22 protein-coding genes and 1 pseudogene are annotated in these 25,297 nt (G+C 45.4%); 14 read left to right on the forward strand and 9 right to left on the reverse strand.

Annotation, left to right across the window (positions count from 1 at the left end):
* Positions 1-6: 6 nt before the first annotated feature.
* The 7 genes from QZW47_RS06870 (at position 7) to QZW47_RS06900 (ending at position 9,389) form a co-directional block, all read left to right on the forward strand.
* Complete coding sequence (locus QZW47_RS06870; protein WP_293125412.1) at positions 7-846, forward strand: prephenate/arogenate dehydrogenase; 840 nt, start codon at positions 7-9, stop codon at positions 844-846.
* Between the two features lie 66 nt (positions 847-912).
* Positions 913-2,748, forward strand: a complete 1,836-nt coding sequence (locus QZW47_RS06875; RefSeq protein ID WP_293125414.1) for an APC family permease — start codon at positions 913-915, stop codon at positions 2,746-2,748.
* Positions 2,749-2,988: 240 nt separating this feature from the next.
* Entirely contained in the window at positions 2,989-3,180 is a 192-nt protein-coding gene (locus QZW47_RS06880) for a hypothetical protein (protein ID WP_293125416.1), read from the forward strand.
* 291 nt (positions 3,181-3,471) lie between these two features.
* Complete coding sequence (locus QZW47_RS06885; protein WP_293125418.1) at positions 3,472-4,386, forward strand: glycosyltransferase family A protein; 915 nt, start codon at positions 3,472-3,474, stop codon at positions 4,384-4,386.
* Between the two features lie 523 nt (positions 4,387-4,909).
* Positions 4,910-6,550: an RtcB family protein gene (locus QZW47_RS06890; protein ID WP_293125420.1), complete on the forward strand. Its 1,641-nt coding sequence runs from the start codon at positions 4,910-4,912 to the stop codon at positions 6,548-6,550.
* Between the two features lie 232 nt (positions 6,551-6,782).
* Positions 6,783-8,579 carry an ABC transporter ATP-binding protein gene (locus QZW47_RS06895; protein WP_293125422.1) on the forward strand — a complete coding sequence of 599 codons (1,797 nt, stop codon included), beginning with the start codon at positions 6,783-6,785 and terminating at the stop codon, positions 8,577-8,579.
* 372 nt (positions 8,580-8,951) lie between these two features.
* Positions 8,952-9,389 carry a hypothetical protein gene (locus QZW47_RS06900; protein ID WP_293125424.1) on the forward strand — a complete coding sequence of 146 codons (438 nt, stop codon included), beginning with the start codon at positions 8,952-8,954 and terminating at the stop codon, positions 9,387-9,389.
* A gap of 394 nt (positions 9,390-9,783) precedes the next feature.
* Here the strand turns inward: QZW47_RS06900 and QZW47_RS06905 are convergent.
* From QZW47_RS06905 to QZW47_RS06915, 3 genes and pseudogenes are all read right to left on the reverse strand, one after another.
* A pseudogene (locus tag QZW47_RS06905) lies at positions 9,784-10,722 on the reverse strand (fused MFS/spermidine synthase); the annotation flags it as partial.
* Positions 10,723-10,887: 165 nt separating this feature from the next.
* A complete protein-coding gene (locus QZW47_RS06910; protein ID WP_293125426.1) occupies positions 10,888-11,496 on the reverse strand; it encodes an adenylate/guanylate cyclase domain-containing protein in 609 nt (202 codons plus the stop codon).
* A 6-nt stretch (positions 11,497-11,502) separates the two neighbouring features.
* On the reverse strand, positions 11,503-12,231 hold the full coding sequence (locus QZW47_RS06915) for a response regulator (protein WP_293125428.1): 729 nt from the start codon (positions 12,229-12,231) through the stop codon (positions 11,503-11,505).
* Positions 12,232-12,556: 325 nt separating this feature from the next.
* Here QZW47_RS06915 and QZW47_RS06920 point away from each other — a divergent pair, with 325 nt between their 5' ends.
* The 5 genes from QZW47_RS06920 (at position 12,557) to QZW47_RS06940 (ending at position 15,783) form a co-directional block, all read left to right on the forward strand.
* The gene (locus QZW47_RS06920) at positions 12,557-12,919 is read left to right on the forward strand and encodes a hypothetical protein (RefSeq protein ID WP_293125430.1); all 363 of its coding nucleotides are present in this window, start codon (positions 12,557-12,559) and stop codon (positions 12,917-12,919) included.
* A gap of 14 nt (positions 12,920-12,933) precedes the next feature.
* Complete coding sequence (locus QZW47_RS06925) at positions 12,934-13,113, forward strand: hypothetical protein (RefSeq protein WP_293125432.1); 180 nt, start codon at positions 12,934-12,936, stop codon at positions 13,111-13,113.
* A 125-nt stretch (positions 13,114-13,238) separates the two neighbouring features.
* A complete protein-coding gene (locus QZW47_RS06930) occupies positions 13,239-13,685 on the forward strand; it encodes a SufE family protein (protein WP_293125434.1) in 447 nt (148 codons plus the stop codon).
* A gap of 14 nt (positions 13,686-13,699) precedes the next feature.
* A complete protein-coding gene (locus QZW47_RS06935; RefSeq protein WP_293125436.1) occupies positions 13,700-14,605 on the forward strand; it encodes an alpha/beta hydrolase in 906 nt (301 codons plus the stop codon).
* A gap of 224 nt (positions 14,606-14,829) precedes the next feature.
* Positions 14,830-15,783, forward strand: coding sequence for a DUF6282 family protein (locus tag QZW47_RS06940; protein ID WP_293125438.1), 954 nt, complete (start codon positions 14,830-14,832; stop codon positions 15,781-15,783).
* Between the two features lie 113 nt (positions 15,784-15,896).
* Here QZW47_RS06940 and QZW47_RS06945 read toward each other — a convergent pair whose 3' ends face one another.
* The 4 genes from QZW47_RS06945 to QZW47_RS06960 form a co-directional block, all read right to left on the reverse strand.
* Positions 15,897-18,596: a right-handed parallel beta-helix repeat-containing protein gene (locus QZW47_RS06945; protein WP_293125440.1), complete on the reverse strand. Its 2,700-nt coding sequence runs from the start codon at positions 18,594-18,596 to the stop codon at positions 15,897-15,899.
* Between the two features lie 919 nt (positions 18,597-19,515).
* A complete protein-coding gene (locus tag QZW47_RS06950; RefSeq protein ID WP_293125442.1) occupies positions 19,516-20,691 on the reverse strand; it encodes an ATP-grasp domain-containing protein in 1,176 nt (391 codons plus the stop codon).
* 19 nt (positions 20,692-20,710) lie between these two features.
* Positions 20,711-21,778 carry a DMT family transporter gene (locus QZW47_RS06955; RefSeq protein WP_293125444.1) on the reverse strand — a complete coding sequence of 356 codons (1,068 nt, stop codon included), beginning with the start codon at positions 21,776-21,778 and terminating at the stop codon, positions 20,711-20,713.
* A gap of 471 nt (positions 21,779-22,249) precedes the next feature.
* Positions 22,250-22,750 carry a thioesterase family protein gene (locus QZW47_RS06960; protein WP_293125446.1) on the reverse strand — a complete coding sequence of 167 codons (501 nt, stop codon included), beginning with the start codon at positions 22,748-22,750 and terminating at the stop codon, positions 22,250-22,252.
* A gap of 141 nt (positions 22,751-22,891) precedes the next feature.
* On the opposite strand from QZW47_RS06960, the gene QZW47_RS06965 reads away from it, so the two are divergent.
* Complete coding sequence (locus QZW47_RS06965) at positions 22,892-23,743, forward strand: universal stress protein (RefSeq protein WP_293125448.1); 852 nt, start codon at positions 22,892-22,894, stop codon at positions 23,741-23,743.
* Positions 23,744-24,261: 518 nt separating this feature from the next.
* On the opposite strand, the gene psbM is transcribed toward QZW47_RS06965, so the two are convergent.
* Both psbM and QZW47_RS06975 read right to left on the reverse strand, forming a co-directional pair.
* Positions 24,262-24,375 (reverse strand): photosystem II reaction center protein PsbM, encoded by a 114-nt coding sequence (gene psbM / locus QZW47_RS06970; protein ID WP_293125628.1) that lies wholly within the window; start codon positions 24,373-24,375, stop codon positions 24,262-24,264.
* A gap of 274 nt (positions 24,376-24,649) precedes the next feature.
* Entirely contained in the window at positions 24,650-24,946 is a 297-nt protein-coding gene (locus QZW47_RS06975; protein ID WP_293125450.1) for a 2Fe-2S iron-sulfur cluster-binding protein, read from the reverse strand.
* 113 nt (positions 24,947-25,059) lie between these two features.
* Between QZW47_RS06975 and QZW47_RS06980 the strand changes: the two genes are divergently transcribed.
* Positions 25,060-25,257, forward strand: a complete 198-nt coding sequence (locus QZW47_RS06980) for a hypothetical protein (RefSeq protein WP_293125452.1) — start codon at positions 25,060-25,062, stop codon at positions 25,255-25,257.
* The last annotated feature ends 40 nt before the right edge of the window (positions 25,258-25,297 follow it).

Consider the following 25,297-nt stretch of genomic DNA (forward strand, 5'->3'; position numbering starts at 1 on the left):
TTGCTAATGAATATCGGTATTGTAGGACTTGGTTTAATTGGTGGCTCGATCGCTCTGGATTTACGATCGCGCGGGTTTGATGTTTTTGGGGTTTCGAGTCGCCAGCAGACTTGCGATCGAGCCCAAGAACGCGGTGTGGTCTCTGAAGCCAGCATACACCTGTCTCTGATGGCAACAGCGGATTTGGTGTTTATTTGCACGCCCTTAGGAGCGATCGAGCCGACCGTCGAAAAATTAATCCCTCATCTTTCCCCCGATACTATCGTAACGGATGTGGGCTCCGTAAAAACACCCATAGTCCAGGCAGTGTCGGATCTGTGGCCGAATTTTGTCGGGGGACACCCGATGGCGGGGACTGCTGAAAGTGGGATTGAGGCGGCGGTAAGGGATTTGTTTGTGGGCCGTCCTTACGTGGTGACGCCGACAGCCGAGACTCCGGCGCAGTCGGTCCAGAAGGTGGAGGAAATCGCGCGGTTGTTGGGTGCGTTGGTTTACCGCTGCGGCCCTCAAGAGCACGATCGAGCTGTGGCTTGGATTTCTCATTTGCCGATCATGGCTAGCGCTACGCTGCTCGCTGCGTGCGATCGAGAGGGCGATCGAGATATTGTTAATTTAGCCCAACATTTGGCGAGTTCGGGTTTTCGCGACACCAGCCGGGTTGGCGGCGGCAATCCCGAGCTGGGAGTGATGGTGGCCAAGTACAATCGAGAGGAGTTGTGGCGATCGCTCTCTATATACCGCGACTGTCTCGACGAGTTGATGGGCGATATTGAGAGCGAAAATTGGCAAGCTCTCGAACACAAGCTGAAGCTGACTCAACAAGCGAGAAAAAATTACAATTTGTGAACCCAACATTACTTCAAACTGTCCCCGTGTCGATTATGATTGTGGACGCCTCTATATTGAGTTTCAATGTACACTTATTCTCGGCTCAAGCGGGTCTTACTGGGTGAATCTCTACCCACCAGCGCATCGGTTCACGAACGGCTAAATAACGCTACAGGACTAGCTGTTCTTGCTTCCGATGCACTTTCGTCTGTGGCCTACGCGACTCAAGAAACTCTGCTGGTACTGTTACTAGCTGGCAGCAGTAGTTTGAGTTTATCGTTGCCGATTTCAGCAATTATTGTTTTGCTGTTGGCGATCGTGGCACTTTCTTACCGACAGACAATTAAAGCGTACCCCAACGGCGGTGGTGCCTACATTGTAGCGCGAGAAAATTTGGGTATTTATCCCGGTTTAATCGCAGCAGCTTCGCTAATGATTGACTACATTCTCACCGTAACAGTGAGTATTTCTGCTGGTATTGCCGCCTTGACTTCAGCAGTTCCCTCGCTGCTGCCCTATACCGTTGAATTGTGCTTAGTTTGTATTGTCTTGATCATGTTTGCAAATCTCAGGGGACTGCGGGAATCTGGCAAGATATTTATGGTTCCCACCTATGCGTTTATCGTGGGCATTTTTATCTTGATTGGCTGCGGTTTATTCCAACAAGCAACAGGTCATGTTTTGCCAGCTTTAGAAAATATTCCAGCTAAAGAATCTTTGGGATTCTTTCTGATCGCGCGCGCCTTTGCGGCAGGCTGTACAGCCCTGACTGGAGTTGAAGCCATATCAGACGGAGTGTTGGCTTTTAAACCTCCTGAATGGAAGAATGCGCGCTTGACTTTAACTTATTTGGGAGTAATTCTGGGATTTATGTTTTTGGGCATTAGTTACTTAGCCAATATTTATCATGTGATTCCTAGAGAAGATGAAACGCTGCTTTCTGTGTTAGGAAAAGACATTTTTGGAGTTGGCATATTTTATTACTATTTGCAGGCTGCAACCCTGTTGATTTTGCTGTTGGCTGCGAATACGAGTTATGCGGATTTTCCGCGACTTTGTTATTTTTTGGCGCGGGACGGGTTTTTGCCGAGGCAGTTGTCGCTGTTGGGCGATCGACTGGTTTATTCTAATGGCATAACTCTGCTCAGTCTCTGCTCTGCTATTTTAATTATCATCTTCCGAGGCGATACCACCGCAGTAATTCCCCTGTATGCAGTTGGGGTTTTTACTTCTTTTACTCTCTCTCAATCGGGAATGGTAATTCACTGGTTTAAGGAGCGAGGTAAAGGTTGGCAAGCTAGTGCTGTGATGAACGGTATTGGTGCAGTGGCAACAACGGGAGTTTTGGCTGTAATTATTGCTACCAAATTCCTGTTGGGAGCTTGGGTTGTGGTGGTAACTATTCCGATCGTAGTCAGTCTGTTTTTAGCGATTCACCGACACTATCGGTATGTAGCGGCGCGCTTGAGCATTCAGGGCATAGAACCTATATCTTATCCTCCCCGACCTAAAGTTAAGATGGTGAAACATCCAGCAGTGGTGTTAGTCGGACAGTTGCACCGGGGAACTTTTGATGCGCTGGATTATGCTCGTTTAATTGCTGATGAGGTTGTTGCCGTTCATGTGGATATTGGTTTGACCGATCGCGCAAAACTGCAAGCGGCTTGGCAAGATTTGCAGTCTGACATTCCTTTGGAAATTCTCGAATCACCTTACCGTTCAGTCGGTGAGGCTCTGACTCACTTTTTGGCTTTGTTTGAAGAACAGCGGCCGGGAGTGTTCTTAACGCTAATTATTCCGGCTTTTGTGACTAAAAATTGGTGGGAGGGACTGCTGCACAATCAAACTGCTTTCTTTTTGAAGGCGGCTTTGCTGGCTAAAAAAAGTCGGGTTGTCACAACGGTTAGATATTATCTTTAAGCGCTCTCTAGTTAAAATTTTCGCATTTTTCACCTATCAAACCAAGTTATTTAGGACGGGATAAACCACCCGTTTTTTTTGTGTATGCTTGGTTGCTACATCTCAAATTTTTTGTAGAAACCGGGTTTGTTTGACCTCAAAATCCTGCGTGTAGTGCGCGGGATATCTGTTGAAACACCCGGTTTTTGAAGTTTCTGCGTGCAAATCCCGATGTATTAACTCTGCAAGTCCGCGGGCTAAGTGACAGGCTCTACTGAAACCGGCTTTTTAGCGCAATATCAAATCTGGAGCATTTCATTTTTGCAAAAAGCATTTTTCTTTGAGTGCTCTCCCCCGGGCGAGTATTATATGCTCGCTCAAGACAGCACTACAACAGCTTGCGCCCTAGATGCTCCCTATCAAATCCGGCTTTCAGATCGCTTGATTGTTTAGCCCGTCGCTGGCTGTGACAAGTTTGTTTCGCGTGCGGTGTCAAGTGCTGAGTTTTATTCAGGAGGTTTCGCAACCGTTTTTTTGCTGGATTCCTCGCTTAAACAACCGGCTTTATTGATGAGTAAGCAACGCCGATTTAGAATTTTTGGAGTAATAAATTTAACTATATTAGTATCAAATAAGTAAGTGTATTTACTGAGTAAATTTTTATTTAAATTTGACACTAACATAAAATTTTAGTAGTTTGATAATGCACAAGCAAAAGCTAAATTAGTGTTGAGCAAATAAATTATGGGCGATCAATTAAGCAAACTCAGTGAAGTGTCGATGGTGTCAGCCAATTTTGGCAATGGGTTGGCCTATAGAGAGATTCTTCTGGATTGGTTTAAGTTTTTAGGAGGCAAACCAGGGGAAGTTATTGTTGTGGACGGTGGCAGCGATAGCGAGACTCAAAAAGTTTACTGGGAACTTTACCAAGAAGGTTTAATTGATAAACTGCAAGTCATTGCACCCCATCATCAAGACAATGATAAGGATAGATGTTTTATTCAGGAGTATACGGCGGCAGCAATAGCTACCAAGCCGTATGTATTGTTCTTTAAAATTGACACGTTACCTTACAGAGAAGGTCACGACGGTTGGTTAGAGGAAGCGATCGACTATCTGGATCGAGATGACATTTTTGCAGTGGGCGGAGCTTTTAATCGAACTTTCAAACATTTCGATGCTTGGCCTGGGTGGTACTTCATTGAAGCTTGCACGCTGAATTTTTCTGTAATGAAGCGCAGTACCTTTGTTTCAGTGATGCAAGAATGTTTGGATGAATATATTGCTTCTGGATTTAGAGGAACACATCGGTTTGGCAGATTTTTGCTGGAAGAAGCATTTATCGTATATATGCAGGCGCACCAGCAATACACTTTGTGTAAGGTGGAAGATCCGAGCTGGACGATATTTCACACAAATGCTCGAGATGAATATTTGCAGGAGGTTCGGGATAAATATTTGGCTCGCGAAGATGTTAAAGTTTTCATGAATCCCTGCCTGACAAAAGACATGAGTCAATTTCTTTATTACGGACAGCCGCCTGTAAGAAGTAGCCGGCTGCAAAAAATACGCGCGGCTTTGGGAGAAACAAAACTCGGGGGTTATTGGCGGGAATTGAAGAAAATGCTGGTTTCCTGGAAAGCTGAGCCTAACTCTTAGTCATCTAATTCAAACGGGAGCATCTCATTTTTGCAAAAAGGATTTTTTTTACAGTACGAGCGTCCCCGCTCGCGTGCTATACATAGCACGAGAACTCTTGAAGTGCAATACAACTGCCAAACTGAGATACTCCCATTCAAACTTACAATACTCTTCAGGTATGTGAGGTACACCTGACGGTAGGGACTAAGGCTCAGCCGTGTCCCTACAGGACTCTCGAATGTACTGAATAAATCTGCAATCTGCTGTAACAAAAACAGACTGGAAATGAGCTGTATTTGGGCGCTAACAGTACCCAAATGCAGCACGCAAAAAGGTTCGCAAATCCTGTCAGCCCCGTCGCTTGAGGCAGATGTTTCGGTACGTTGACATGGTAAAAATAATGTACTATATTTGCAATAAGTAGAAAAGTTGCCTTCAACTTGTCTCTGAAAAGATTGCGGCTGCTGAACCAAAGTCTTTGACTAACTACAACATCTCTTCAATTTGTGGGGGTTGCACTGCAACCCGCAACAGACTCTGTATGCAGCAGCCAAAAAACTTGAACAGGCTTTTGCGAGCTTTGTCTCGCCAAGGTCTTGATGTGAGTTATGACGATCGAGTCTACTCGATTTGTCTCAATAGTTCTCTGAAAGAAAACTGGCAAGATGCCAGTTCCACAACAGAAAACAGTGAAAGTGTTAGTTTTACAATGGAAAACTGGCAAGATGCCAGTTCCACAACAGCAGAAAATAGTGAAAATGTTGGTGCTAGAAAAAACTGGCAAAATACCAGTTCCATAACAACAGAAAACAGTGAAAATCTCTCTGCTATAACAGCAGAAGTTTTGCTTCCTGAAGGTTTTCCGGTGGAAGCAAAGGCGCTGAAACAATTAGCAAATTTGGCGAAAGTTCGACACCCTCAAGGCGGTTGTGTTTGTCGCGCCTGCGCCACTCCAGATTTCCATCCGGGGGATGCGGGAGTGGCGATCGGCTCGATCGTCCAAACTGACAAAATGGTGATTCCGGCGGCTGTCGGTTCCGATATCAACTGCGGGATGCGCTTGCACGTTGCTGATTTGTCGATCGCACAATTTCTCAGCCAGCGCGATCGATTTGTAGAATTGATGAAAGGCGATTATTTCTTCGGTACTCGCGATGTCAGCATGACTGCAAAAACCGCCCGCGCCATGTTCCAACACGGCATCCCCGGATGGCTGGATGGTATGCTGGATCGGGCAATTGGTAGCGCAGCAAATGCGGATTTCGAGCAGTTGGCGCAAGAGTGCGATTCCCTACGGGATAGCTTCGCTTCACGCACTTTTTTAGGTGGTTCCATGAATGGCGATGTCAAATGGGCTCCCGAAGAATTAGTCCCAAATGACGGCACAGTCAGGGATGGCGGGTTGGCTACCATCGGCGGCGGCAATCATTTTGTAGAAATTCAAGTGGTGGAGGAAGTTGTCGATCGAGCTACGGCTTATACTTGGGGAATTCGATCGGGACAAATCGCTTTTATGATTCACTCAGGTTCGCGAAATGTCGGCAAATACATCGGCGGTATGTGGCGCGATCGAGCTTGCGACGCTTGGCCGAAAACCCTAAAATACCCTGAATCCGGGCTATTTCCGCTGTCTGTAGAGGCCAATCCCGAACTTGTAAGGGGCTACCTACAAGCGGAAGCAACGGCCGCCAATTACGGTTTTGTCAACCGCTTGCTGCTAGCAGAACTTCTGCGATTGCGTTTGCGGCAAGTTTTCGGGGATATCGAAGCTCCTTTAGTTTACGATTTGCCTCACAATATTACCTTAGCTGAAGGTGGCGGCTGGGTGACTCGCAAAGGTGCTTGTCCCGCACATTCCGGCCAGCCTGTAATTGTACCTGGTTCGATGGGTGCGCCGTCTTATTTGCTAGTTGGTTTGGGAAACGATCGATTTTTGCGATCGGCTTCTCACGGTGCGGGCCGGGCGCGATCGCGCTTCGATATGAGTCGCAAAGGTGTTGACAAAAGTAACGCAGCTTTGGGATTAACCGGCATAGATTGCATTACCTTGCGGGAAGAACGTAGAATCGAAGAAGCCCCGGCAGCTTACAAACCAATTCAACCAGTAATTGACGTTCAGGTGGAGGCACAAATGGTGGGAATAGTCGCTAAAATGAAGCCAGTGTTAACGTTTAAAGCCTAGGAACGGGGCATTTGAGAATTAAAAATTAAATCAGGGTAGGGTGCGCGCCGAGGCGCACCCTACTAATTGAGGGATTACGCATGGGGGGCTAGAAACCGGGTTTCTACGATTTTCTGCGTTTAGTAACGAAAATATACGCAGAAACCCGGTTTCTAAGATCAGCGTGCAAAGTCCTATAATTTTTAATTCTCTGCCCGATTTCCGATGCCCCATGCCCCATGCCCCATGCCCTATGACCGATTCTCAATTGTCACAAAATCCCTCTCAACCTGTCCATCCCCTCAAGCGGCTGCTAAAATATGGTCGTCGCTACCGGCTGAAAACTTGGCTGGCTAGTATCTGTTCATTTTTGAATAAATTCTTTGATTTAGCGCCGCCAGCATTAATCGGGATTGCTGTTGATGTGGTGGTGAAAAATCAAGATTCTATCCTGGCTCAATGGGGCATAAAAGATGTCTTTTGGCAACTGGCAATTATCACTCTTGTGAGCGCGATTGTTTGGGCCCTGGAATCTATTTTTGAATATGCCTATGATTATTTATGGCGCAATTTAGCTCAAGATATCGAGCATGATTTGCGTCTGGAAGCTTACAGCCATTTGCAGGAATTAGAACTAGCTTATTTTGAAGAGCGCAGCACGGGCGGATTGATTTCGATTCTCAATGATGATATCAATCAACTCGAACGTTTTTTGGACGGCGGCGCTAATGAGGTGATTCAGGTAAGTACCACGGTGATTGTGATTGGCGCGGCTTTTTTTGCTGCATCTCCTGGGGTGGCTGTGCTGTCAATGCTGCCGATTCCTTTGATTATTTGGGGTTCATTCGCCTTTCAAAACCGCCTTGCTCCCCTCTATGCTGATGTGCGGGAAAAGGTGAGTTTTCTGAACGGGCAACTGTCGAATAATTTGACTGGAATTACTACTATTAAAAGTTTTACTTCCGAAGATTATGAAACTGGGCGCATCGAAACCCAAAGCCAAGCTTACCGCCAAAGTAACCGACGGGCGATCGCACTTTCGGCAGCTTTCATTCCCTTGATTCGGGTGGTGATTTTCTTGGGATTCATTGCAACGCTATTTCTGGGCGGTTTGGAGGTGGTGGCGGGCAGGTTGTCGGTGGGGACTTACAGTGTTTTGGTATTTTTGACACAGAGGTTGCTGTGGCCCCTGACTCGGCTGGGTGATACTATGGATCGATACCAGCGGGCAATGGCTTCTACTAATCGGGTGATGAATTTGTTGGATACGCCGATCGCAATTCGCACTGGTGATATTCGGCTGCCGGTGAGTTCGATTAAAGGCGCGCTGGAATTTAAAAATGTTACTTTTTATTACAATCAAAGAAAGCCAATTTTACAGTATTTTTCGCTGACTCTGCCGGCGGGGAAGACTACGGCGATTGTGGGGGCGACTGGTTCGGGAAAAAGTACGCTCGTAAAATTAATTATGAGGCTGTACGAGGTACAATACGGTCAGATATATCTCGATGGTATAGAATTAAGTACCCTGAATTTAAAAGATTTGCGGAGAGCGATCGGATTGGTGAGTCAAGATGTATTCTTGTTTCACGGTACGGTAGCTGAAAATATTGCTTACGGCACTTTTGATGCCAGCGAGAGAGAGATACTAAATGCTGCTCAAATTGCCGAAGCTGACGAGTTTATCGTGCAATTGCCGGACGGTTACAACACTATTGTAGGGGAACGCGGTCAAAAATTGTCGGGGGGACAGCGGCAGCGGATTGCGATTGCGAGGGCTGTGTTGAAGAATCCGCCGATTTTGATTCTCGACGAAGCTACTTCAGCGGTGGATAACGAGACGGAGGCGGCAATTCAGCGATCGCTCGAACGAATCACCAAAAATCGGACTACAATTGCGATCGCCCACCGTCTTTCTACTGTCCGCAATGCCGATTGCATTTTTGTCATGGAACAAGGGCGAGTGGTAGAATCGGGGCAGCACGAACAACTGATCGAACATGATGGAATTTATGCGTCGCTCTGGCGCGTGCAATCTGGTATAAAATAGAAACGCAGTGCTGTTGGGTTGAATTTGGTAATTGTTAACTGTTAACTGTTAGCTGTTAGCTGTTAGCTGTTAGCTGTCAACTGTCAACTGTCAACTGTCAACTGTTAGCTGTTAGCTGTTAGCTGTTAGCTGTTAGCTGTTAGCTGTTAACTGTCAACTGTCAACTGTCAACTGTTAGCTGTTAGCTGTTAACTGTTAGCTGTTAGCTGTTAGCTGTTAACTGTCAACTGTCAACTGTCAACTGTTAGCTGTTAGCTGTTAGCTGTTAACTGTTAACTGTTAACTGTTAACTGTTAACTGTTAACTGTCAACTGTTAACTGTTAACTGTCAACTGACTGCAAAATATTAGACTATACAAGCAAAGAGAGAAAATGTTTTTATTTGAAAACCCTGATTCAGAACAAAAAAATCAAAGTAACTGGCGGCGCAAGTTAGATAAATTTGTGGCAGCCAACAAACAAGAATTAGCCGCTTTAGCTTGGGGGCTGTTTAAGCAAAGGGGAGAGGAAAATGACGATATTTTGGGCATTGATATTGCAGGAACGCCCCGTTTCGTGTACTGTAAAAAAGAGGCTGTTGAAGAGTTGAATCGTCAAGTTAAAAGTCATATTCAGGAAATTTTAGGAGTCCTAAACGCTCACAAACCAGAGAAAGAAGTGGCGATTTTGGCGATCGGCGAAGGTGAGATAAAGCTGATTTTGTTTGAAATTGACCCCGCACCACCTGATTGTTTTGAACTCGCCGCGGTGGATGTCGATACATTGATCGATCGCCTGGAACAACAAATGGCTGAATATATCAAAGCATAGCTCGTACCCATCCAGTAGTATTCGTAGGGTGTGTCGCCTGCGAAAAATACCTAAATTAAATCGACAATTTCATGGGCGACGCACCTGATACCATATTCGTAATTTAGTAGTATTTGTAGGGTGTGTCGCTCTGCGAAAAATACCTAAATTAAATCGACAATTTCACGGGCGACGCACCCTATACCATTTATACAAAATCTTCCTAAAACACAAATATTGGGGTTATTTGCTGATATATTGTGTAAGGTGCGTCGCTTTCAGATTGTCGCTCTTTTTTAGGGATTGTCTATGTATCCGCACCCTACAAACTAATTAAGTTCGTAGTGAGGACTTTAGTCCTTTGATTGATGCGGACTAAAGTCCTCACTACGAACCTATTTTGTTGTGTTATATCTCAAAATAACCAGCAATCAAAATAACCGGCGGGTGGCGAATCGTCTGTCAAAATTTCAGCTTTATCTAAATTAGGTATAATTTCAGCCCATTCTGAACCTATTTTGACCTCAAGAGCTCTGTCTATTAACGAAAACGAAAATTCATGTCCATCTTGCAAATATTTTGCTCTGGAAAGAATCTCATTTTTATCTAAAATAGGGCTGTTACTCCCAATCAAAATAGTATTAATATGCTTCCAAGGGCAGACGTATACCTGGGAAAACACACTTTGAAAAGTCTTCACCTTTTGGGCATAAAACTCATCTCTTTGCAGCAGATTTACTAGCACAACTCCGGCGCTTGACAAGTGTTTTTGGCAAAGTTCGTAAAATTCTTTGGTAGCCAGCCGGTGCGAAGAGTAACCGTTGCCACAAAACACGTCGGTCATAATTATATCATACTTAATATCTGGGCTTTGCTGTCCTAGATACTCTCTCCCATCCTGGATTGTGATGCTGAGTCCGCTGTCGAACTGCACTCCAAAACACTGTGTTGCTGCTGAAATTGCGATCGGATCTACATCCGCACATTCTATAATGGTTTCGGGCAAATAATGGTGCATAACTAACGGAATTCTGCCGCCACCAAACCCAGCTATGTAGACTCTTTGAGGCTGGTTTTGCCACACTAAACCCAACATCATCGCTTGGGTATATTCTGATACTAAATGCAGAGGATTGTTGATATCGAACACAGATTGCAATAAATCCGTATGCAAATTAAGCTTTTCTATCAAACACAGCTTAATTTGACCTTTGTCTTTTCTAACTGCAACATACTGAGATCCAGAATCTTTGCAAAAAATCAATCCGTCTGGCTGTTGTTGCACCCAAGCCAGCCTCTGTTGCATATTCGCTAAATTGATAGCTTGCCATTTTTTTTGTTCGTCAATCATACATAGGAAGGAAGAAGGAAGAAGGAAGAAGGAAGAAGGAAGAAGGAAGAAAGAATAATGTTAGTAGGGTGTGTCGCTATAAATAATCCTTAAATTAGACCGATAACCTGATAGCGACGCACCTTATACATAATATTGTATGTGGTCGTGAAAACATTTTGAGATAAATTAAGCAGACAGTACCCGCTTGTAAGCTACTAATTCCAAACCGGAAATCGAAAGTTCCATTTTTTCCCAATCTTGCTTATCACCTGTCAACTTTTCATACGCTGCTGCGGTGAGCAAAATCTCTCCCCGTTCCGCCAAATCTTCTCCCAGTTTAGCCGCTAGATTAAATTCCGATCCGTACATATCCTCTCCTTCCAGCATCAAAACATCGCCGCAGCCAATACCGATACAGAGGTAAATATCCATCTCTGGCGGCAGAGTCGTGTTGACAGCAGCCGTTTGTTTCAGAGAGTCGATTGCGGCTTCCACGGCAGATTTTACATTGGGAAATACTGCGAAAATATTGTCTGCTTCCTCCTTAATAACAGTACCGCCACATTCGGCAATTATTGGTTTGACAATTCCGTGCATCCGGTGAATCATTGCGAGAAAATGAATGATTCCATAGCGGACTGTCGTGCGCGAGAATCCAGACATATCCATTACCAATATCGTGTGTTGTTGGCGGAAAGTTGCATTTATTTTGGCATCTATTTCCGCCATTCTTTCGGGACGTTCGTTTCTTTCTTGCAGCAATTTTTCCAAGTAAGTGCGGTTATTTGTTTTCATTTTGGTTTAATTAAATTCCCAATCGCGACAAAAAGGTTGAGGGCGGCCTGCGGGATGCACCGCGCAATTGATGCCGTCCTTTCCGTAATAATAATTGCAGACTTTGCAGGGCTTAGTTTGCTCTATTTCTTTTTGCAAAATTGCCCTAATTTTTTGAATTCGGTTTCGATATTTGTTCGCATTCGAGTGACTCGGTTCAATTGACAAAGCTTGCTCGAAAGCTGCTAAGCTGGTATCGTACAATTTAATGATTTGGGCGCTGTATTTTGTCCAAGCATCGGCGCGGCTTTGATACAGTTCGATGGTATTTAAGTTTAAAATGCCGTATTCCGTCCAAGCGTCAGCCGAAGCCCGATCGAACTTAATATTGGCATTAGTCAACACTTTTCTGATGGTTGCTAAAAGTTCCCTGGGCTGCCAAGGTTTGCTAACATAGGCCTCGGCGCGATCGATCGCCCTAGAGAACAAAGCTAGCTGCTGTCCCTTCCCGGTTAAAAATATTACTGGTATGTTCCGAGTTTCGGGATTAGCCTTAATTAAACGGCAAACACCGTAACCGTCCATGCGGGGCATTACGATATCTAATAATACTAAATTTGGGCAATTTTTCTCAACTTTATCGAGTGCTTCTACACCATCTGATGCTTGAATTACATTTAATCCGCTGCATCTCAACTGATGTGAAATGCACTCGCGCTGGCTGCGGGAATCTTCCACTACTAAAACTGTGCTCATCACTCCCCACCTGGTTTCTGATGTAAACTTGTTCGCTGCTTTGAGTTGTCCGGGCTGACATTATTTTACCCAGATAGGAGGAATTTGTTATCACTGGCGAGCTAAATTTACTCAAATTGCAACAAATCTTAAACAGGGCAGCGCAGGCGATATCGATCGCCAAAATCTGCTTGCTAATCTGGCGGCAATTGTTGAAGGTTTGGGAGAAAAATATTCAGATTTTAAACCTTAATAACGCAAACTGTAGTGATGCAGGCGAAAAACCTTGTTGAATTGCAGCAGATAACCGGTTACTGTATACGTTGAAGTTCTCTCCTGACCACACATGAATAGATTGCTCCTCACTTTACTTATAAGTCCGACGCTGTTTGGCTTTCTGATGTCTTTGAGCGCGATCGCCCAAAACGCTCAAAGCATAGGCGAAACACCGGGCAAATCGGCTGATGCGCCTCGCTGCGTGCGATCGCCCCACACTCAGCGTCTCAGTTGTATGCGCCTTCCCGCGAAAACCGCTGCTAATCCCAAACAGACAATCGGCTGGCAGTCGCCGGATGGCCAGCCTGTGGCGATGATGGACTTTACGGAAGAAGAAAGCGATGCCGCCGTGGCGTTGTATGGCTGCGATTGCCCGGTTTGCATGAATTCCCTGCGCCAGTTGCGCGGTTTGCCACCGTTACAGGCGGGTTGAGGGCTCTGGGCCGAATGTTTTTTGGTAAGATCGCGATCGTTGCGAGACTTGAGATTTGCGGGACGATCGCACTTTTGCTCTACAATAATTTATGCAGATTGGCGATCGATCGACAAGCGGGCGATCGACTTTTTAACATCTCCAAAATTATCCCCAATCGAATTATAGAACAGCTCAACAAACGCGACTTTTAGCAAACGTTTTTCGGGGAATTTTTTAACCGCAGATGAACGCGGATGGACGCAGATGTTCCCAGGCGATCGCCCTACTGCTAAAATAGAATGTATAATATTAACGAAGTAAACCGCTACTCGAAATCATGTCCGCAAATACCGCGCTACCCGCAAGTCTAGCTAAAATAGTCCAGCGCTTCCAGCGACACTCCGATCCGAAACAGCGCTACGAACAACTGCTGTGGTATGCGAAGCGACTCCCAGCATTTCCCGAAAGCAATAAACAGCCTGAAAACAAAGTTTCTGGCTGCGTGTCACAAGTTTATATTACGGCAAGCTTAGCCGACGGAAAAGTTTCCTTTGAAGGCGATTCAGACGCTCAGTTAGTCAAAGGATTAGTGGGCTTGCTCGTCGAAGGTTTGAGCGGATTGACGCCCGCTGAAATAGTCAATGTTACCCCAGATTTTATTCAAGATACGGGATTGAACGTGAGCTTGACACCTTCCCGTGCTAACGGATTTTACAACATATTTCAAATGATGAGAAATAAAGCACTGGCTTGCGAAGTGAACGCGCAAGCAGAAGCAAATTAACAGGAGCAAAAGCCGTGACTCAGACTGCTAATTTAACTCAATCTAATTCTAGTAATTATTCTGCGACCGTTCAAGAATATCTCTGGAATTGGAAAGAAACACAAATCAAAGTTATTTACGAAACCCGAGGACAGGGAAACACCGTATTGTTGCTACCAGCTTTCAGTACAGTTTCCACGCGATCCGAAATGCGTCCTTTAGCAGAATTGTTAGCTGCAAATTTTCAAGTTGTGAGTGTAGATTGGCCTGGTTTCGGCGACTCCGATCGCCCGCGCACCGACTACGAACCGCAATTATACCATCAATTTCTTCAGGATTTTGTGGCATCAGTTTTTAACAGTCCTGTGGCTGTAGTTGCGGCCGGTCACGCTGCGGGTTATGCGATGCAATTAGCGCAGTCAAAGCCGAATGTTTGGTCAAAGATTGTGTTAGCTGCGCCGACTTGGCGCGGGCCTTTACCGACAATGAGCAAGCAGCAAAGCGGTTGGCACTCAGTTGTGAGAGAATTAGTACGATCGCCCTTACTAGGTCAATTCCTTTACAAACTGAACACTGCGCCGTCATTTCTGAGTTTGATGTACCGACGCCACGTCTACGCCGATCCAGCAAAAGTCACGCCCGATTTCATCCAAAATAAGTGGAAAGTCACGCAAAAACCAGGTGCGAGATTTGGTTCGGCGGCCTTTGTCACAGGTGGTTTAGATCCGGTAAAAACCCGTGAAGAATTTGTTGCCAACTTCCAAAATTTAGCAGTACCAGTGATGGTTGTAATTGCTGAGAAAGCGCCGCCAAAATCTAAGGCGGAAATGGAAGTCTTAGCGCAATTACCGGGAGTGGAATCGCGAATTATTCCTGGTTCTTTGGGCTTGCACGAAGAGTATGCCGCCGATTTGGCAAATGCCGTTAAATCTTTTCTTTAACGTTCGTAGTGTGGACTTTAGTCCGCAGCGGTCTGGTCGTAGGGTGCGTCGCTACGAACAATTCTCGCCTCAAACCAATATCTGACAAGCGACGCACCCTACCACTTTTATTTAACGGTTCGTAGTGTGGACTTTAGTCCGCAGCCGGAGAGCGGACTAAAGTCCACACTACAAACTAAATAGACTTTTATCAAGTTAGCTGGCGTAAAAATTAAGTGTTTTTTGTGCGAACATCGATTAAGTTAAAAATTGCAACTATTGCAGCAATTTTTTGGATTGTTTGCTGTGGGTTTTCCCCGCCTGCTCGTGCTGTCGCAGATTCGCAGATAGAAGGTGCGATCGACTTTCACGTGCATTCATCTCCCGATGTGATTCCCCGCAGGTTAGACGATTTTGAGGTAGCCGAGTCAGCCGCGCGATCGCACATGAAAGCAGTTGTCTTAAAAAATCACTATGCCAGCACAGCAGCACGCGCAGTTCTAGTCAACAAAATTGTACCGCAAATCCAGGTTTTCGGGGGAATTGTTCTCAATCATTCCGTAGGTGGCATAAATCCCGACGCTGTAGAAGCAATGCACCGCATCGGCGGCAAATACGGTAAAGTAGTATGGCTGCCAACCGTTGATTCCGAGCATCATTTAAAGCTTTTTGGCAAATCGGGAATCGGGATTAAAGTAGCAGAAAACGGCAAAATTTTACCAGAAACCGCAGCCGTACTCAAGATTGTAGCCCAGGAAAATTTAGTGCTGGAAACCGGGCATATTTCCCCAGCAGAAGTGATGGCCGTTGTCAGTGCAGCCAACCTCCTCAACATTAAAAACATCCTGATTACCCACGCCATGGCCGACGTACCTGGTTTGTCCCTAGAAAACATGAAAACAGCAGCCCAGATGGGAGCTTTTCTAGAACTCGCATTTGTCAACGATTTGATGGGAGAAAATGCCGCCGACAAGGGACACAGAAACTGGCATCACGTATCAATCGATCGGATGGTAGCAGCGATAAAACTCATCGGTGCCGAGCATTTTGTGCTCAGCACAGATTTGGGAAGAAAACCCGATCCTTTACCAACAGAAGGTTACAAGTTATTTGTCCAAAAATTGAAGGCAGAAGGAATTTCTCAGCACGAAATAGATTTAATGATGAAACAAAACCCAGCTAGTTTGTTAGGAATTTAGAAGAGGCATCTGGCATTAGTAATAAATTAGTAGCAACTAACTAACAAATGCCAACTGCCAACTGCCAACTGCCAACTGCCAACTGCCAACTGCCAACTGCCAACTGACCTCTTCTATTCTTGATTGTCTTTGCCGCGCACGTATCCATTATCTGCAATCCGCCAAGCACCCGCAGCATTGCCCGTTAAATCGCAATCATCCACCGTAGCAATGCTATTTCTATAAACTGCGATCGCCTCGCTGCCATTACCATTAATCCGACAGCGGCGCGCAATCAATTTTCCTCCTAATCCGACACCGATTCCCAGACTGCCGTTATCATAAATAGTGCAATCTTCCACCGTTGCTTTACCATCATCCGAAATAAAAATTCCGTTCCAGATGCCGTCATGAATTTCACAGCGGCGGAGCACAGAATCAGCCTTGGGCCCGCAAATTCCCACCACAGAATAGTCCGCAGAAGTAATATCGCTATCTTCGACAATTAACTCGCCTTTGCGAACATCTACAGCGTAAAATTTCCCCGTTGCAATCATTGTTAAACCGCGCACTAAAGCACTGTCTGATTCCATTTTGATGCAGTTAGAGTTGGTGCTTTCAACAGTGATGCTTCCCCCTGCTGTGCTGCCGATAATTTCTACATATTTGTCGAGAATTATACTTTCTCTATACAAACCGGGCTGTACGTAAATCCGCGTACCGGGAACAGCATTTTTTACCGCTTCGCTAATAGTAGTATAATTGCCTTTACCCTGTTGACAAACCACCAACTCTTTACTTTTTTCCACTCGGCGAGCAGAAGTAGCTTCTGTTTTTGGCGCTGATTCAGCTTCGACAAATTCTCGATCGCCCGCTGCGGCAAGTTGCGATGTTAGCAGCAACCTTTCTTGATGCGCCGTTTCTAACTGCTGTTGTAACTCGGATATTTGAGATTGCAGTTGATTTTGATTTTGCTCGGCTGTCTCGATTTGACTTTGCAATTGAGAATTCAGGTGCGATTCCAACTCGGAGCGAGTTTGATGCGCCGTTTCTAACTGCTGTTGTAACTCGGATATTTGAGATTGCAGTTGATTTTGATTTTGCTCGCCTGTCTCGATTTGACTTTGCAATTGAGACTGTTGAGAATTCAGGTGCGATTCTAAGTCGGAGCGAGTTTGATGCGCCGTTTCTAACTGCTGTTGTAACTCGGATATTTGAGATTGCAGTTGATTTTGATTTTGCTCGGCTGTCTCGATTTGACTTTGCAATTGAGACTGTTGAGAATTCAGATGCGATTCCAACTCGGAGCGAGTTTGATGCGCCGTTTCTAACTGCTGTTGTAACTCGGATACTTGAGATTGCAGTTGATTTTGATTTTGCTCGGCTGTCTCGATTTGGTTTTGCAATTGAGAATTCAGGTGCGATTCTAAGTCAGAGCGAGTTTGATGCGCCGTTTCTAACTGCTGTTGTAACTCGGATACTTGAGATTGCAGTTGATTTTGATTTTGCTCGGCTGTCTCGATTTGGTTTTGCAATTGAGAATTCAGGTGCGATTCTAACTCAGAGCGAGTTTGATGCGCCGTTTCTAACTGCTGTTGTAACTCGGATACTTGAGATTGCAGTTGATTTTGATTTTGCTCGGCTGTCTCGATTTGGTTTTGCAATTGAGACTGTTGAGAATTCAGGTGCGATCGCTCTTCGTTAGCAGTTGCTAAATCCGATTGCAGTTGCGATCGCTCTTCATAGACAGTTGCTAAATGCTGTTCTAACTCGGATACTTGAGATTGCAGTTGATTTTGGTTTCGCTCGGCTGTCTCGATTTGAGTTTGCAATTCCCCGAGTTGAGAATTCAGGTGCGATCGCTCTTCGTTAGCAGTTGCTAGCAGAGCCGGGAATTCTGACAACTGAGCCAGCAGTTGTTCTCGCTCTCGCAGCACTATTTCTGAGTGACTTTGCAGCTCTAATAATTGAGAATCCAACTCTAGTTTCTGCCGATTAGCAGCTTCTAACTGTGTTTCCAGCTCTAATAATTGTGGTTCTGCTTGATTTGGTTGTTGGCTAAGGGTTTCCAATTGAGAGTGGAGCACTTCTCGTTCTTGCTGCGCGCTGTCGAGTTGAGCTTGTAGGGCCGACAATTCCGAAGTAAATTGCGATCGCTCTGTTTCCACCGATTCCAGTTGAGCTTGTATGCCCCCAAGTTGAGAATGAAGCTGCTCCCGCTCTAGAATCGATCGATCGAACTTGATTTGAAGTTCCGACAACTGGTACTGTAGCTGCAATCTGCTTTGACTGACAGTTTCCAACTGACTGTCTAATTCCGACAGCAAAACGTGAAATTGAGAGCGTTCTGCATCTACTGTCCCCAACTCAGCTTGCATTTGCAGCAGTTGAGCGTTAAGTTGCGATCGCTCCTGCTGAGCAACTTCTAGCTGACTTTGAACTTCTCTTAATTCCGGTAAATTCGATTGAGCTTGTTGAGCATTTCCCAACTGAAGCTGCAACTCCTCTATGAGAGAATTAACTTGCGATCGCTCCTCGGCAATTCCTGCCAAAAAACCTTCTAATTCCGTCACTTGAGCATTTAAAGTATCTTGCTCGCGGGTCACGCTTTCCAATCGGTTTTGCAACTCCGACAGTTCAGAATTTAGCTGATTTTCATTCTGCACCTTTTCGCGCAATTCCGAATTTTTGGCATCCAACTGCGACGCCAACTTCGATATAGCCTCCTGCGAACCCTGCATCCGCACCAAATTGCGTGAATTTCGCTTGTTTAAAATTAGCCAGCAGACTAATCCACCGCCTACAAATCCTATTAATAATAGTAATGCTTCCATTGGGTTTATTTAATTGATATAAATTGAGTTGCCCTGATGCTTGCCCAAAAAAAAGGACATCCAGAAATTGCGTTCTTACTCAAAGTTACCACAACTTGCGCGCCTGCGTTCGCTGGCAGCCGCAATTTATATTTATTTACAAAAAGCAAACCGTTAACGGGTAAGGCGCCCGTTGTAGTGGTGCGAACTGAAGCAGAGAATACTTCAAAAATCTAGCTGAAGGCGCATTTTCGATTTGACTCGCCTCCCAAGAGCGATCGCGCCGGCCACAAGCTCTTGTATAGCCTTTCTCAAAAAGGTGAGGTATAGGTTTAGATTTTAGATTTTAGATTTTAGATTTTAGATTGGGGGATTGATAGATCGAGCCAGTCAATACATCATCTTTTTGATAAATGTTATAAATTCAAGTTGGGCTTCAAAAAAAAATAAAAATCTTGTGGAATCGGCTTTGAGCAGCTTTCCTTCCTAATATGCAATTTAAATGCCAAACAGCTAGTACAATCTACTTTCAATAATACAAATATAGGAAATCTCCCAACTCCGAGCGAGTAAATTATCCCGCAGCTCAAAATGTTATCAAGCCAGGAGCGAAAGCCTAATTGTCAAACACTATAACATCAGAAAATTTGATATATAGCCGAGTGTCAGATTTCTGGAATACACTTGAGTAATTAGTAATTGGTAATTGCTAATTAGTAATTTGCAATTGCTTGAGAGCGTGCCTCACTTGCTTGATAACTGCTATAGCAATCCTAAATCATTATCCAGTCCGTTCATCAGTGTAATTCTTGTAGGGGCAACCCCCCGTGGTTGCCCTCTTTAGTTGACGCTCTTGGTAGGCATTCTTGGCACTACCCCTACAAATATGTACAAATCATTTAGGATTGCTATATAGGCTGCACTAAAACATCAAGTCAAATTAACGAAGTAAATCCACAATATGAGGAATAATCTCGATATGTTGAGTCAGCAAATAATCCAACCGATCCGCCACCAAACTAAAAATTAAATCGTTATAACTCATCTCGTATTCCGCTAAACCTAAAGCTACCAAACTCGTCACATTTTCCCCGGGATATTTTAGATCCGGTTTCGGATTCGCTTCCAAAACATAAAGTTCTCCACCAGCATCACTTCTGACATCAATCCGTACCAAACTGTTCAAGCTAAACTCCCAATAAATTTGTCGAGCTAGCTCAATTAACTTTTGTTTTACTTCATTTTCCTCGGCACCCATCAACCGTCCTCGATCGGCAGTAATCGCCTTTTTGTCCATGGAAGTAAAGATGCGCTCATCCGATTCTAAAACTCGTTCCACCGTCGCAAATGCAAAGGGTTTAGGTTGTTTGTGAAAAGCGCCTCCAACATAAGTAACATAGCCACAAACAGCTACACAAAATTCTCGTCCCGGCAAATATTTTTCAATTAAAGCAGTATTGTGAGTTGCTCGGTGGACTTGGGCTACCGCCTGAGATAAACCCTCAATCTTGTCTACAAAATGAACGTGCAGCGAAGCGCGACCAGATACGGGTTTGACCACAAACGGGCCTTGATAATCTCCAAAAGCTATGGCAAACCGCGGCTGCAAATTAGGATCAAAAATTCCTTGAGAAGGATGCCAAGTCATAAACGCAGCGGTTTTAATTCCGATTGATTGCAGTTCTCGTTTAAAAGCGTGTTTGTTATCTAAAGTTGAACTGTTTAAAGGATTGTGACCGACATAAGGCATTCCCAGCATTTCCAACAAGGCGGGAGTATGACAAACAGGATTGTAGCCCTGGACGCCGCCAGTATTCAACCACACTAAATGAATATTTTGTTGTTTTAGTTGTTCGGGCAATTTCATGTCGTCAGGAATGACAAACACGTGCTGGAAGCCAATTTCTGTTAAGGCTCGGGCAATCTCGCGGGCGACGGTTTCGTAACTTTTCCAAGAGCGGGGATTGTGGGTTTTGTAAATCACAGAACCGTGCCGATCGCAGTCGCCGCCAAACACTACAGCAATCCGCAGTTTGGCAAACAGCACTTCTAAATATTGAGGCAGCAAATTAAAGTCGTAATTCCAGATGTTCATGGCAGTTGATGTTGCAATCATTTAAGTTTTTTTCCTGTCTTTATTTTTGCTCGGCTGAGCCACTAGATTTTGCTAAATATATTCCCGCCAAAACTATAGAGAAAGCTAACCAATTAAACAAGCTCAAATTTTCGGAAAATAGCAGCCACGCCAGAATCGCGGTAATTACGGGTTCTAGCAGCAGGAAAAGAGCGACGAAGCCCGATGACAAACGGCCGAGACTGTGGATCAGAAGTCCTTGGCCGAAAGCTTGGCAAATCACCGCCAAAGCAATTACAGCCAGCCATCCTTGCCAAGAATTAGGGAACACCCGATCGCCCTCAAGCAAAACTAGCGGCAAAATCAAGATGCTACCAATAAAACAGCGCCACATCAATATTGTTGTCGCCGGGAACTTGGCGCGCAAATGTTCTGCTATCAGCAGATTTCCTGCATAGAACATCGCCGATAACAGTGCAGCCATGTCCCCAACAAAATTGTCTCCAGCAGTTTGCAAGTCGTCCGCGCCGATCGCGATCGCACCTCCCAACGCCACCGCCAGTCCCACCAAAAACCTGCTGTCAAAGCGCCTTCCCAACAGCAGCCATCCCCCCAAAGTAGTAAATAATGGAGTTAAGTTTCGCAGTACGGTAGAATTAGCAACATTCGTCTGAGTCAGCGACCAAGCCCAGAAACCCAAGGAAGCCGAAGAAACCACGCCTACGGCTGTTAATAGCATCACATCGCCCAGACTGTAGCTCGCCGATCGCACTTCAACATCATTCCCAGACATTCGGCGCCGCACTTCCCCGGCACCGTTCCACAATCCAAATACCGCAGTTGCTATCCACAAGCGGTTAAAAACCGTAGCATTCGGGCTGATTTCCCGTTCGCTCAACCGAATAAAAATTGCCGCCATAGACACCGCCAGCAGCGCCGCTGACAAGGAGACAATAGCCCAAAATTTATCGGGATTCTCAGCTAATTCATTGTTTTTTAAATTGTCCTGGTTTTGCGAAACAATACTTGTATTTTTTTCAGATTGTAAGCCAGAATTTGACTCATTAGTCGCCAAAATATTGCGCTGTTGTTCAATATTTGGTTCCGGCAATTCCAGTTTTTTTGACATTATTAAAACTTCCTACGAATGCTGAACACAGGGGCGTCTGACGTTGGTAAAGAGCCTTTTTGTTTGAGTGCGAACTCGTATAGCTCGCTAGCAGATGTATCTAATTACACATCTCCCAAAAACTAAGTTTTGAACAGGCAGGATGCCTGTTCCACAATAATTATTGGAGATGTCTAACGTCCTCGCACAGCTTGTATATCTTGGCTGTGCGGGGAAACTGGCTGATATATCTTTGCTGTAGGGGGCGATCGCACTCTGCTTGATGCCGAAGTCACCGAATTTGAGATGATTCAAAAGTCCGGCGCCGGTGCTGGCTTTGGCTGCACTAACGATTGGCGATCGCCTTCAGCAACTTAGGAATGAAAATTTAATAACTTACACTTTTATTCTTGTGGGATGGGCGTCTCGCCCGTCCCGAAAGGGCGGGCGGGACACCCCACAAACTTGTGTAAATTATTTAATTCGCGATCCTTAGGTTGAAGGCTTAACAGAAAGCTTAGTTAAGGCTTCCTTGAGCGCCGGCGGCAATTGGCGGATAATCTTGCCCTTTTCGCGATCGACACCAACCAAAGTTACCTGCGCTGTCACGTATAATTCTTGAGCATCGGGCGATCGAATTTCGTAATCCCACAACAGCCGCACACCCTCGCTAGCAGCCATCCGCGTTCTGACTGCCACAGATTGACCCATTTGTACAGAGCGGTGGTAGCGCAGCGAAAGCTCCACCACAGGCAATTCCAAACCCTGCGCCACCCAGTCTGCATACTCGATCCCGAGAGAGCGCAAACTTTCCACCCGCGCTTCCTCCATCCAAATCAGATAAGTCCCGTGCCAAACCGCACCGCTGTAGTCAGTATGGTGGGGGTAGACTCGCACCAAATATTCAAACCAGCCCTCAGAGTCCATCCCGCGCCGCTTTTGAATAGCACCAGCCGCTGCAAGTTCTGGTTGAGTTCGATCGTTCTCTAACACGTTACAAATTGTTCCAAAACGCTACATTTCTACAAATGATAAAGCAAACTTCAGGCTTATGCTTGACAGTAAGAAACTAGAGTACCAACACCCTAGTTTGAGGACGCACAAAATAACTCAACCGTTTTCACCGCTAAAACCATGATAGAAAAAATTTTAGTAGCCGTCGCCGGTCGCGGCTTGTGCGAAGAGATGTTTAATATGTTGATGGACATCCCTTCCTTGCAACAAAGCTCTGTCACCGTCCTCCACGTCGTACCGCCGCAAGTAACATCCGACGGCATGGCCGAGAAGTTGGAAGAAGGAGGCAAGATTTTAGCACAAGCAGTGCAGTCTTTGAAAATAGATCCGAGCAAAGTCAATCCGAGGCTGAAACAAGGAGACCCAAAAACCACAGTTTGCCAAGTCGCAGAAGAAGAACAATCCGACTTAGTAATTATGGGTTCCCGGGGACTCGGACGGCTGCAATCGATTTTGGAAAACTCAGTCAGCCAGTACGTTTTCCAGCTAACATCCAGGCCGATGCTGTTAGTAAAAGACGACATCTACGTCAAAAAAATCAAGCGCGTCATGGTAGCGCTCGACAAGTCAGAATCGGCAAAACAGTCATTGCAGCTTGCGCTATCTTTGGTCAAAGATATCAGCGGTGGAGAGATAATTCTCGTACACGTCACCAAAGATTTGACTGGAAAATACAGCGAAGATTTAAGCGCAAGTGCTGAAAAAGACCCCGTATTGGCTGCCGGAGTAGCACTCGCCAAACAAATGGGAGTTAGCTACCGCTGCGCCAGCGCCGCAGGTAAGCCCGGGGAAGCAATTTGTAAGATTGCAGATGACTTGAATGCCGACTTGTTGGTAATCGGTTCTCCGGATCGGCGGCCGAATGTTGCCAAAAGCTTTGTGGATCTCGATCGACTCTTGGGAAATTCCCTGTCAGATTACGTGCGAGTCTACGCTAACTGTCCCGTCTTGCTAGCCCGCACAGTCGGCTAGACTCAAATACAGTTCCCAACATCTCAAAAATGACGCACCATTCATGAGCTGGTGCGTCATTTTTGAGATGTTGGGGAAAGCAGTTAAAATCTTCCTATAGCCTTTGTTAGGTTTCTGGATGTACATTTTGGTAATTTGTCATTTGTCATTTGTCATTTGTCATTGGTAATTTGTCATTGGTAATTAGTAGTTGGTAATTTGTCATTGGTAATTAGTAGTTGGTAAGAGCTTACCTCACTTTCTTGAAAACTCCTGTAGGGAAACGGTAATGCCTTTTCCGGCGCGGGGTGCTGCTTTTTGAAATTAGAGCGGGTGCCGTCGCTTAACATAACAAAAACGGATCGCGCGTGCGGACTTTAGTCCGCTCACTTGCTGCGGACTAAAGTCCGCACTACGAACCTTAATTATTGGTCAATCGACCAGACATGAAATTGGTATCAATAAAAAAAGCGCCCCAGCAAAAAGCTGTTGGCGCTTCTTTTTGCAAGCAGCAAAGCAGGCAAAAATAGCAGCAGTTGCTAATCTTTATTACCTTGGCGGCTAGCCGTTTGAATGTACAGAATGATTAGAAAAACACTGGGAACCAATACAAACAGAATGGTTGCCACAAACCCTAAATCGTTAACTTCCATGAAGACGCCCGCCTCTATCGGAAAATAGGAAAACACACACAACTAGAATATCACTCAAAGGCAAAAGCAAAACTCGAAGACATAACAAGTCTCGCAGCCTCCCAGAGCCGGAGCCTCCCAGAGCTGGAGAAGGCCTGCTGCTGTTTGGGTCCTTTGAGGCGATCGCCCAGCCGAAACGCCCTGTTTTTACCTGATCCGATCGCCTTTGATGCCTTCTTCCCTCTATTGAGGCGCGATCGAAGCCCCGATCGCCTTCTTCCTTGACAAACCCCAGCTACGGCTTTGTCTTCACGCTCACCGGGCCGTTGACCATAGCTTGACAGGCCAAACGATAGTTTTCGGGCTTTTTCTTGAGCTTGCGGTTCTCAAAGTCAGTGCGGGGCGAGAGATTTTCACCTCCCTCGACAATTTCCACAATGCAGGTGCCACATTGACCGTAGCCCCCGCAATTCATCATCTTTCCCGAAAACGTGTACAAGTCGATGCGGTTTTCTAGAGCTTTGAGCCTCAAATTGGCTCCGTCTGCTGCGATGACTTCCTGATTTTCCTTCACAAACTTGATATTAGCCATTGCTGATTTCCTAGGGCATTAAACGCGAGTCTTCATTAAAAAATATTAACTAATGTTTCGCTTATTAAAAATATTTAGTACCCAGAAAGTCGAAATTAGTTGCGGGGCAACAGATGCTATTTTCGATTAAATTAGGGGAATGGCTGATGAATACTGGGTTTGAAGCTGCGCTACGTCGCATTTTTTGGGGAAACCGGTCTGATTTGGGAATGGGCGATGTTGACATGACGCTGGGCGCGTCGCTTCCCAAACCCAATTTATCGGTAAATTTGCCGCGGCTCAACCAAGATTTTGCCCAGACACCGGGTTGATGACTGTGAGTTGAGAGTGGCGCGATACCCGATCGCCGAA

This window comes from Microcoleus sp. bin38.metabat.b11b12b14.051, from assembly GCF_013299165.1.
In the GTDB taxonomy this organism is placed as follows: Bacteria; Cyanobacteriota; Cyanobacteriia; order Cyanobacteriales; family Microcoleaceae; genus Microcoleus.

What these genes read in the sequence shown, in the direction of transcription:
- QZW47_RS06870 (WP_293125412.1), top strand. Translation starts at nt 7, where the DNA reads ATGAATATCGGTATTGTAGGACTTGGTTTAATTGGTGGCTCGATCGCT.
- QZW47_RS06875 (WP_293125414.1), top strand. Translation starts at nt 913, where the DNA reads ATGTACACTTATTCTCGGCTCAAGCGGGTCTTACTGGGTGAATCTCTA.
- QZW47_RS06885 (WP_293125418.1), top strand. Translation starts at nt 3,472, where the DNA reads ATGGGCGATCAATTAAGCAAACTCAGTGAAGTGTCGATGGTGTCAGCC.
- QZW47_RS06890 (WP_293125420.1), top strand. Translation starts at nt 4,910, where the DNA reads ATGCAGCAGCCAAAAAACTTGAACAGGCTTTTGCGAGCTTTGTCTCGC.
- QZW47_RS06895 (WP_293125422.1), top strand. Translation starts at nt 6,783, where the DNA reads ATGACCGATTCTCAATTGTCACAAAATCCCTCTCAACCTGTCCATCCC.
- QZW47_RS06900 (WP_293125424.1), top strand. Translation starts at nt 8,952, where the DNA reads ATGTTTTTATTTGAAAACCCTGATTCAGAACAAAAAAATCAAAGTAAC.
- QZW47_RS06910 (WP_293125426.1), bottom strand. Translation starts at nt 11,496, where the DNA reads ATGAAAACAAATAACCGCACTTACTTGGAAAAATTGCTGCAAGAAAGA.
- QZW47_RS06915 (WP_293125428.1), bottom strand. Translation starts at nt 12,231, where the DNA reads ATGAGCACAGTTTTAGTAGTGGAAGATTCCCGCAGCCAGCGCGAGTGC.
- QZW47_RS06920 (WP_293125430.1), top strand. Translation starts at nt 12,557, where the DNA reads ATGAATAGATTGCTCCTCACTTTACTTATAAGTCCGACGCTGTTTGGC.
- QZW47_RS06925 (WP_293125432.1), top strand. Translation starts at nt 12,934, where the DNA reads ATGTTTTTTGGTAAGATCGCGATCGTTGCGAGACTTGAGATTTGCGGG.
- QZW47_RS06930 (WP_293125434.1), top strand. Translation starts at nt 13,239, where the DNA reads ATGTCCGCAAATACCGCGCTACCCGCAAGTCTAGCTAAAATAGTCCAG.
- QZW47_RS06945 (WP_293125440.1), bottom strand. Translation starts at nt 18,596, where the DNA reads ATGGAAGCATTACTATTATTAATAGGATTTGTAGGCGGTGGATTAGTC.
- QZW47_RS06950 (WP_293125442.1), bottom strand. Translation starts at nt 20,691, where the DNA reads ATGATTGCAACATCAACTGCCATGAACATCTGGAATTACGACTTTAAT.
- QZW47_RS06955 (WP_293125444.1), bottom strand. Translation starts at nt 21,778, where the DNA reads ATGTCAAAAAAACTGGAATTGCCGGAACCAAATATTGAACAACAGCGC.
- QZW47_RS06965 (WP_293125448.1), top strand. Translation starts at nt 22,892, where the DNA reads ATGATAGAAAAAATTTTAGTAGCCGTCGCCGGTCGCGGCTTGTGCGAA.
- psbM (WP_293125628.1), bottom strand. Translation starts at nt 24,375, where the DNA reads ATGGAAGTTAACGATTTAGGGTTTGTGGCAACCATTCTGTTTGTATTG.
- QZW47_RS06975 (WP_293125450.1), bottom strand. Translation starts at nt 24,946, where the DNA reads ATGGCTAATATCAAGTTTGTGAAGGAAAATCAGGAAGTCATCGCAGCA.
- QZW47_RS06980 (WP_293125452.1), top strand. Translation starts at nt 25,060, where the DNA reads ATGCTATTTTCGATTAAATTAGGGGAATGGCTGATGAATACTGGGTTT.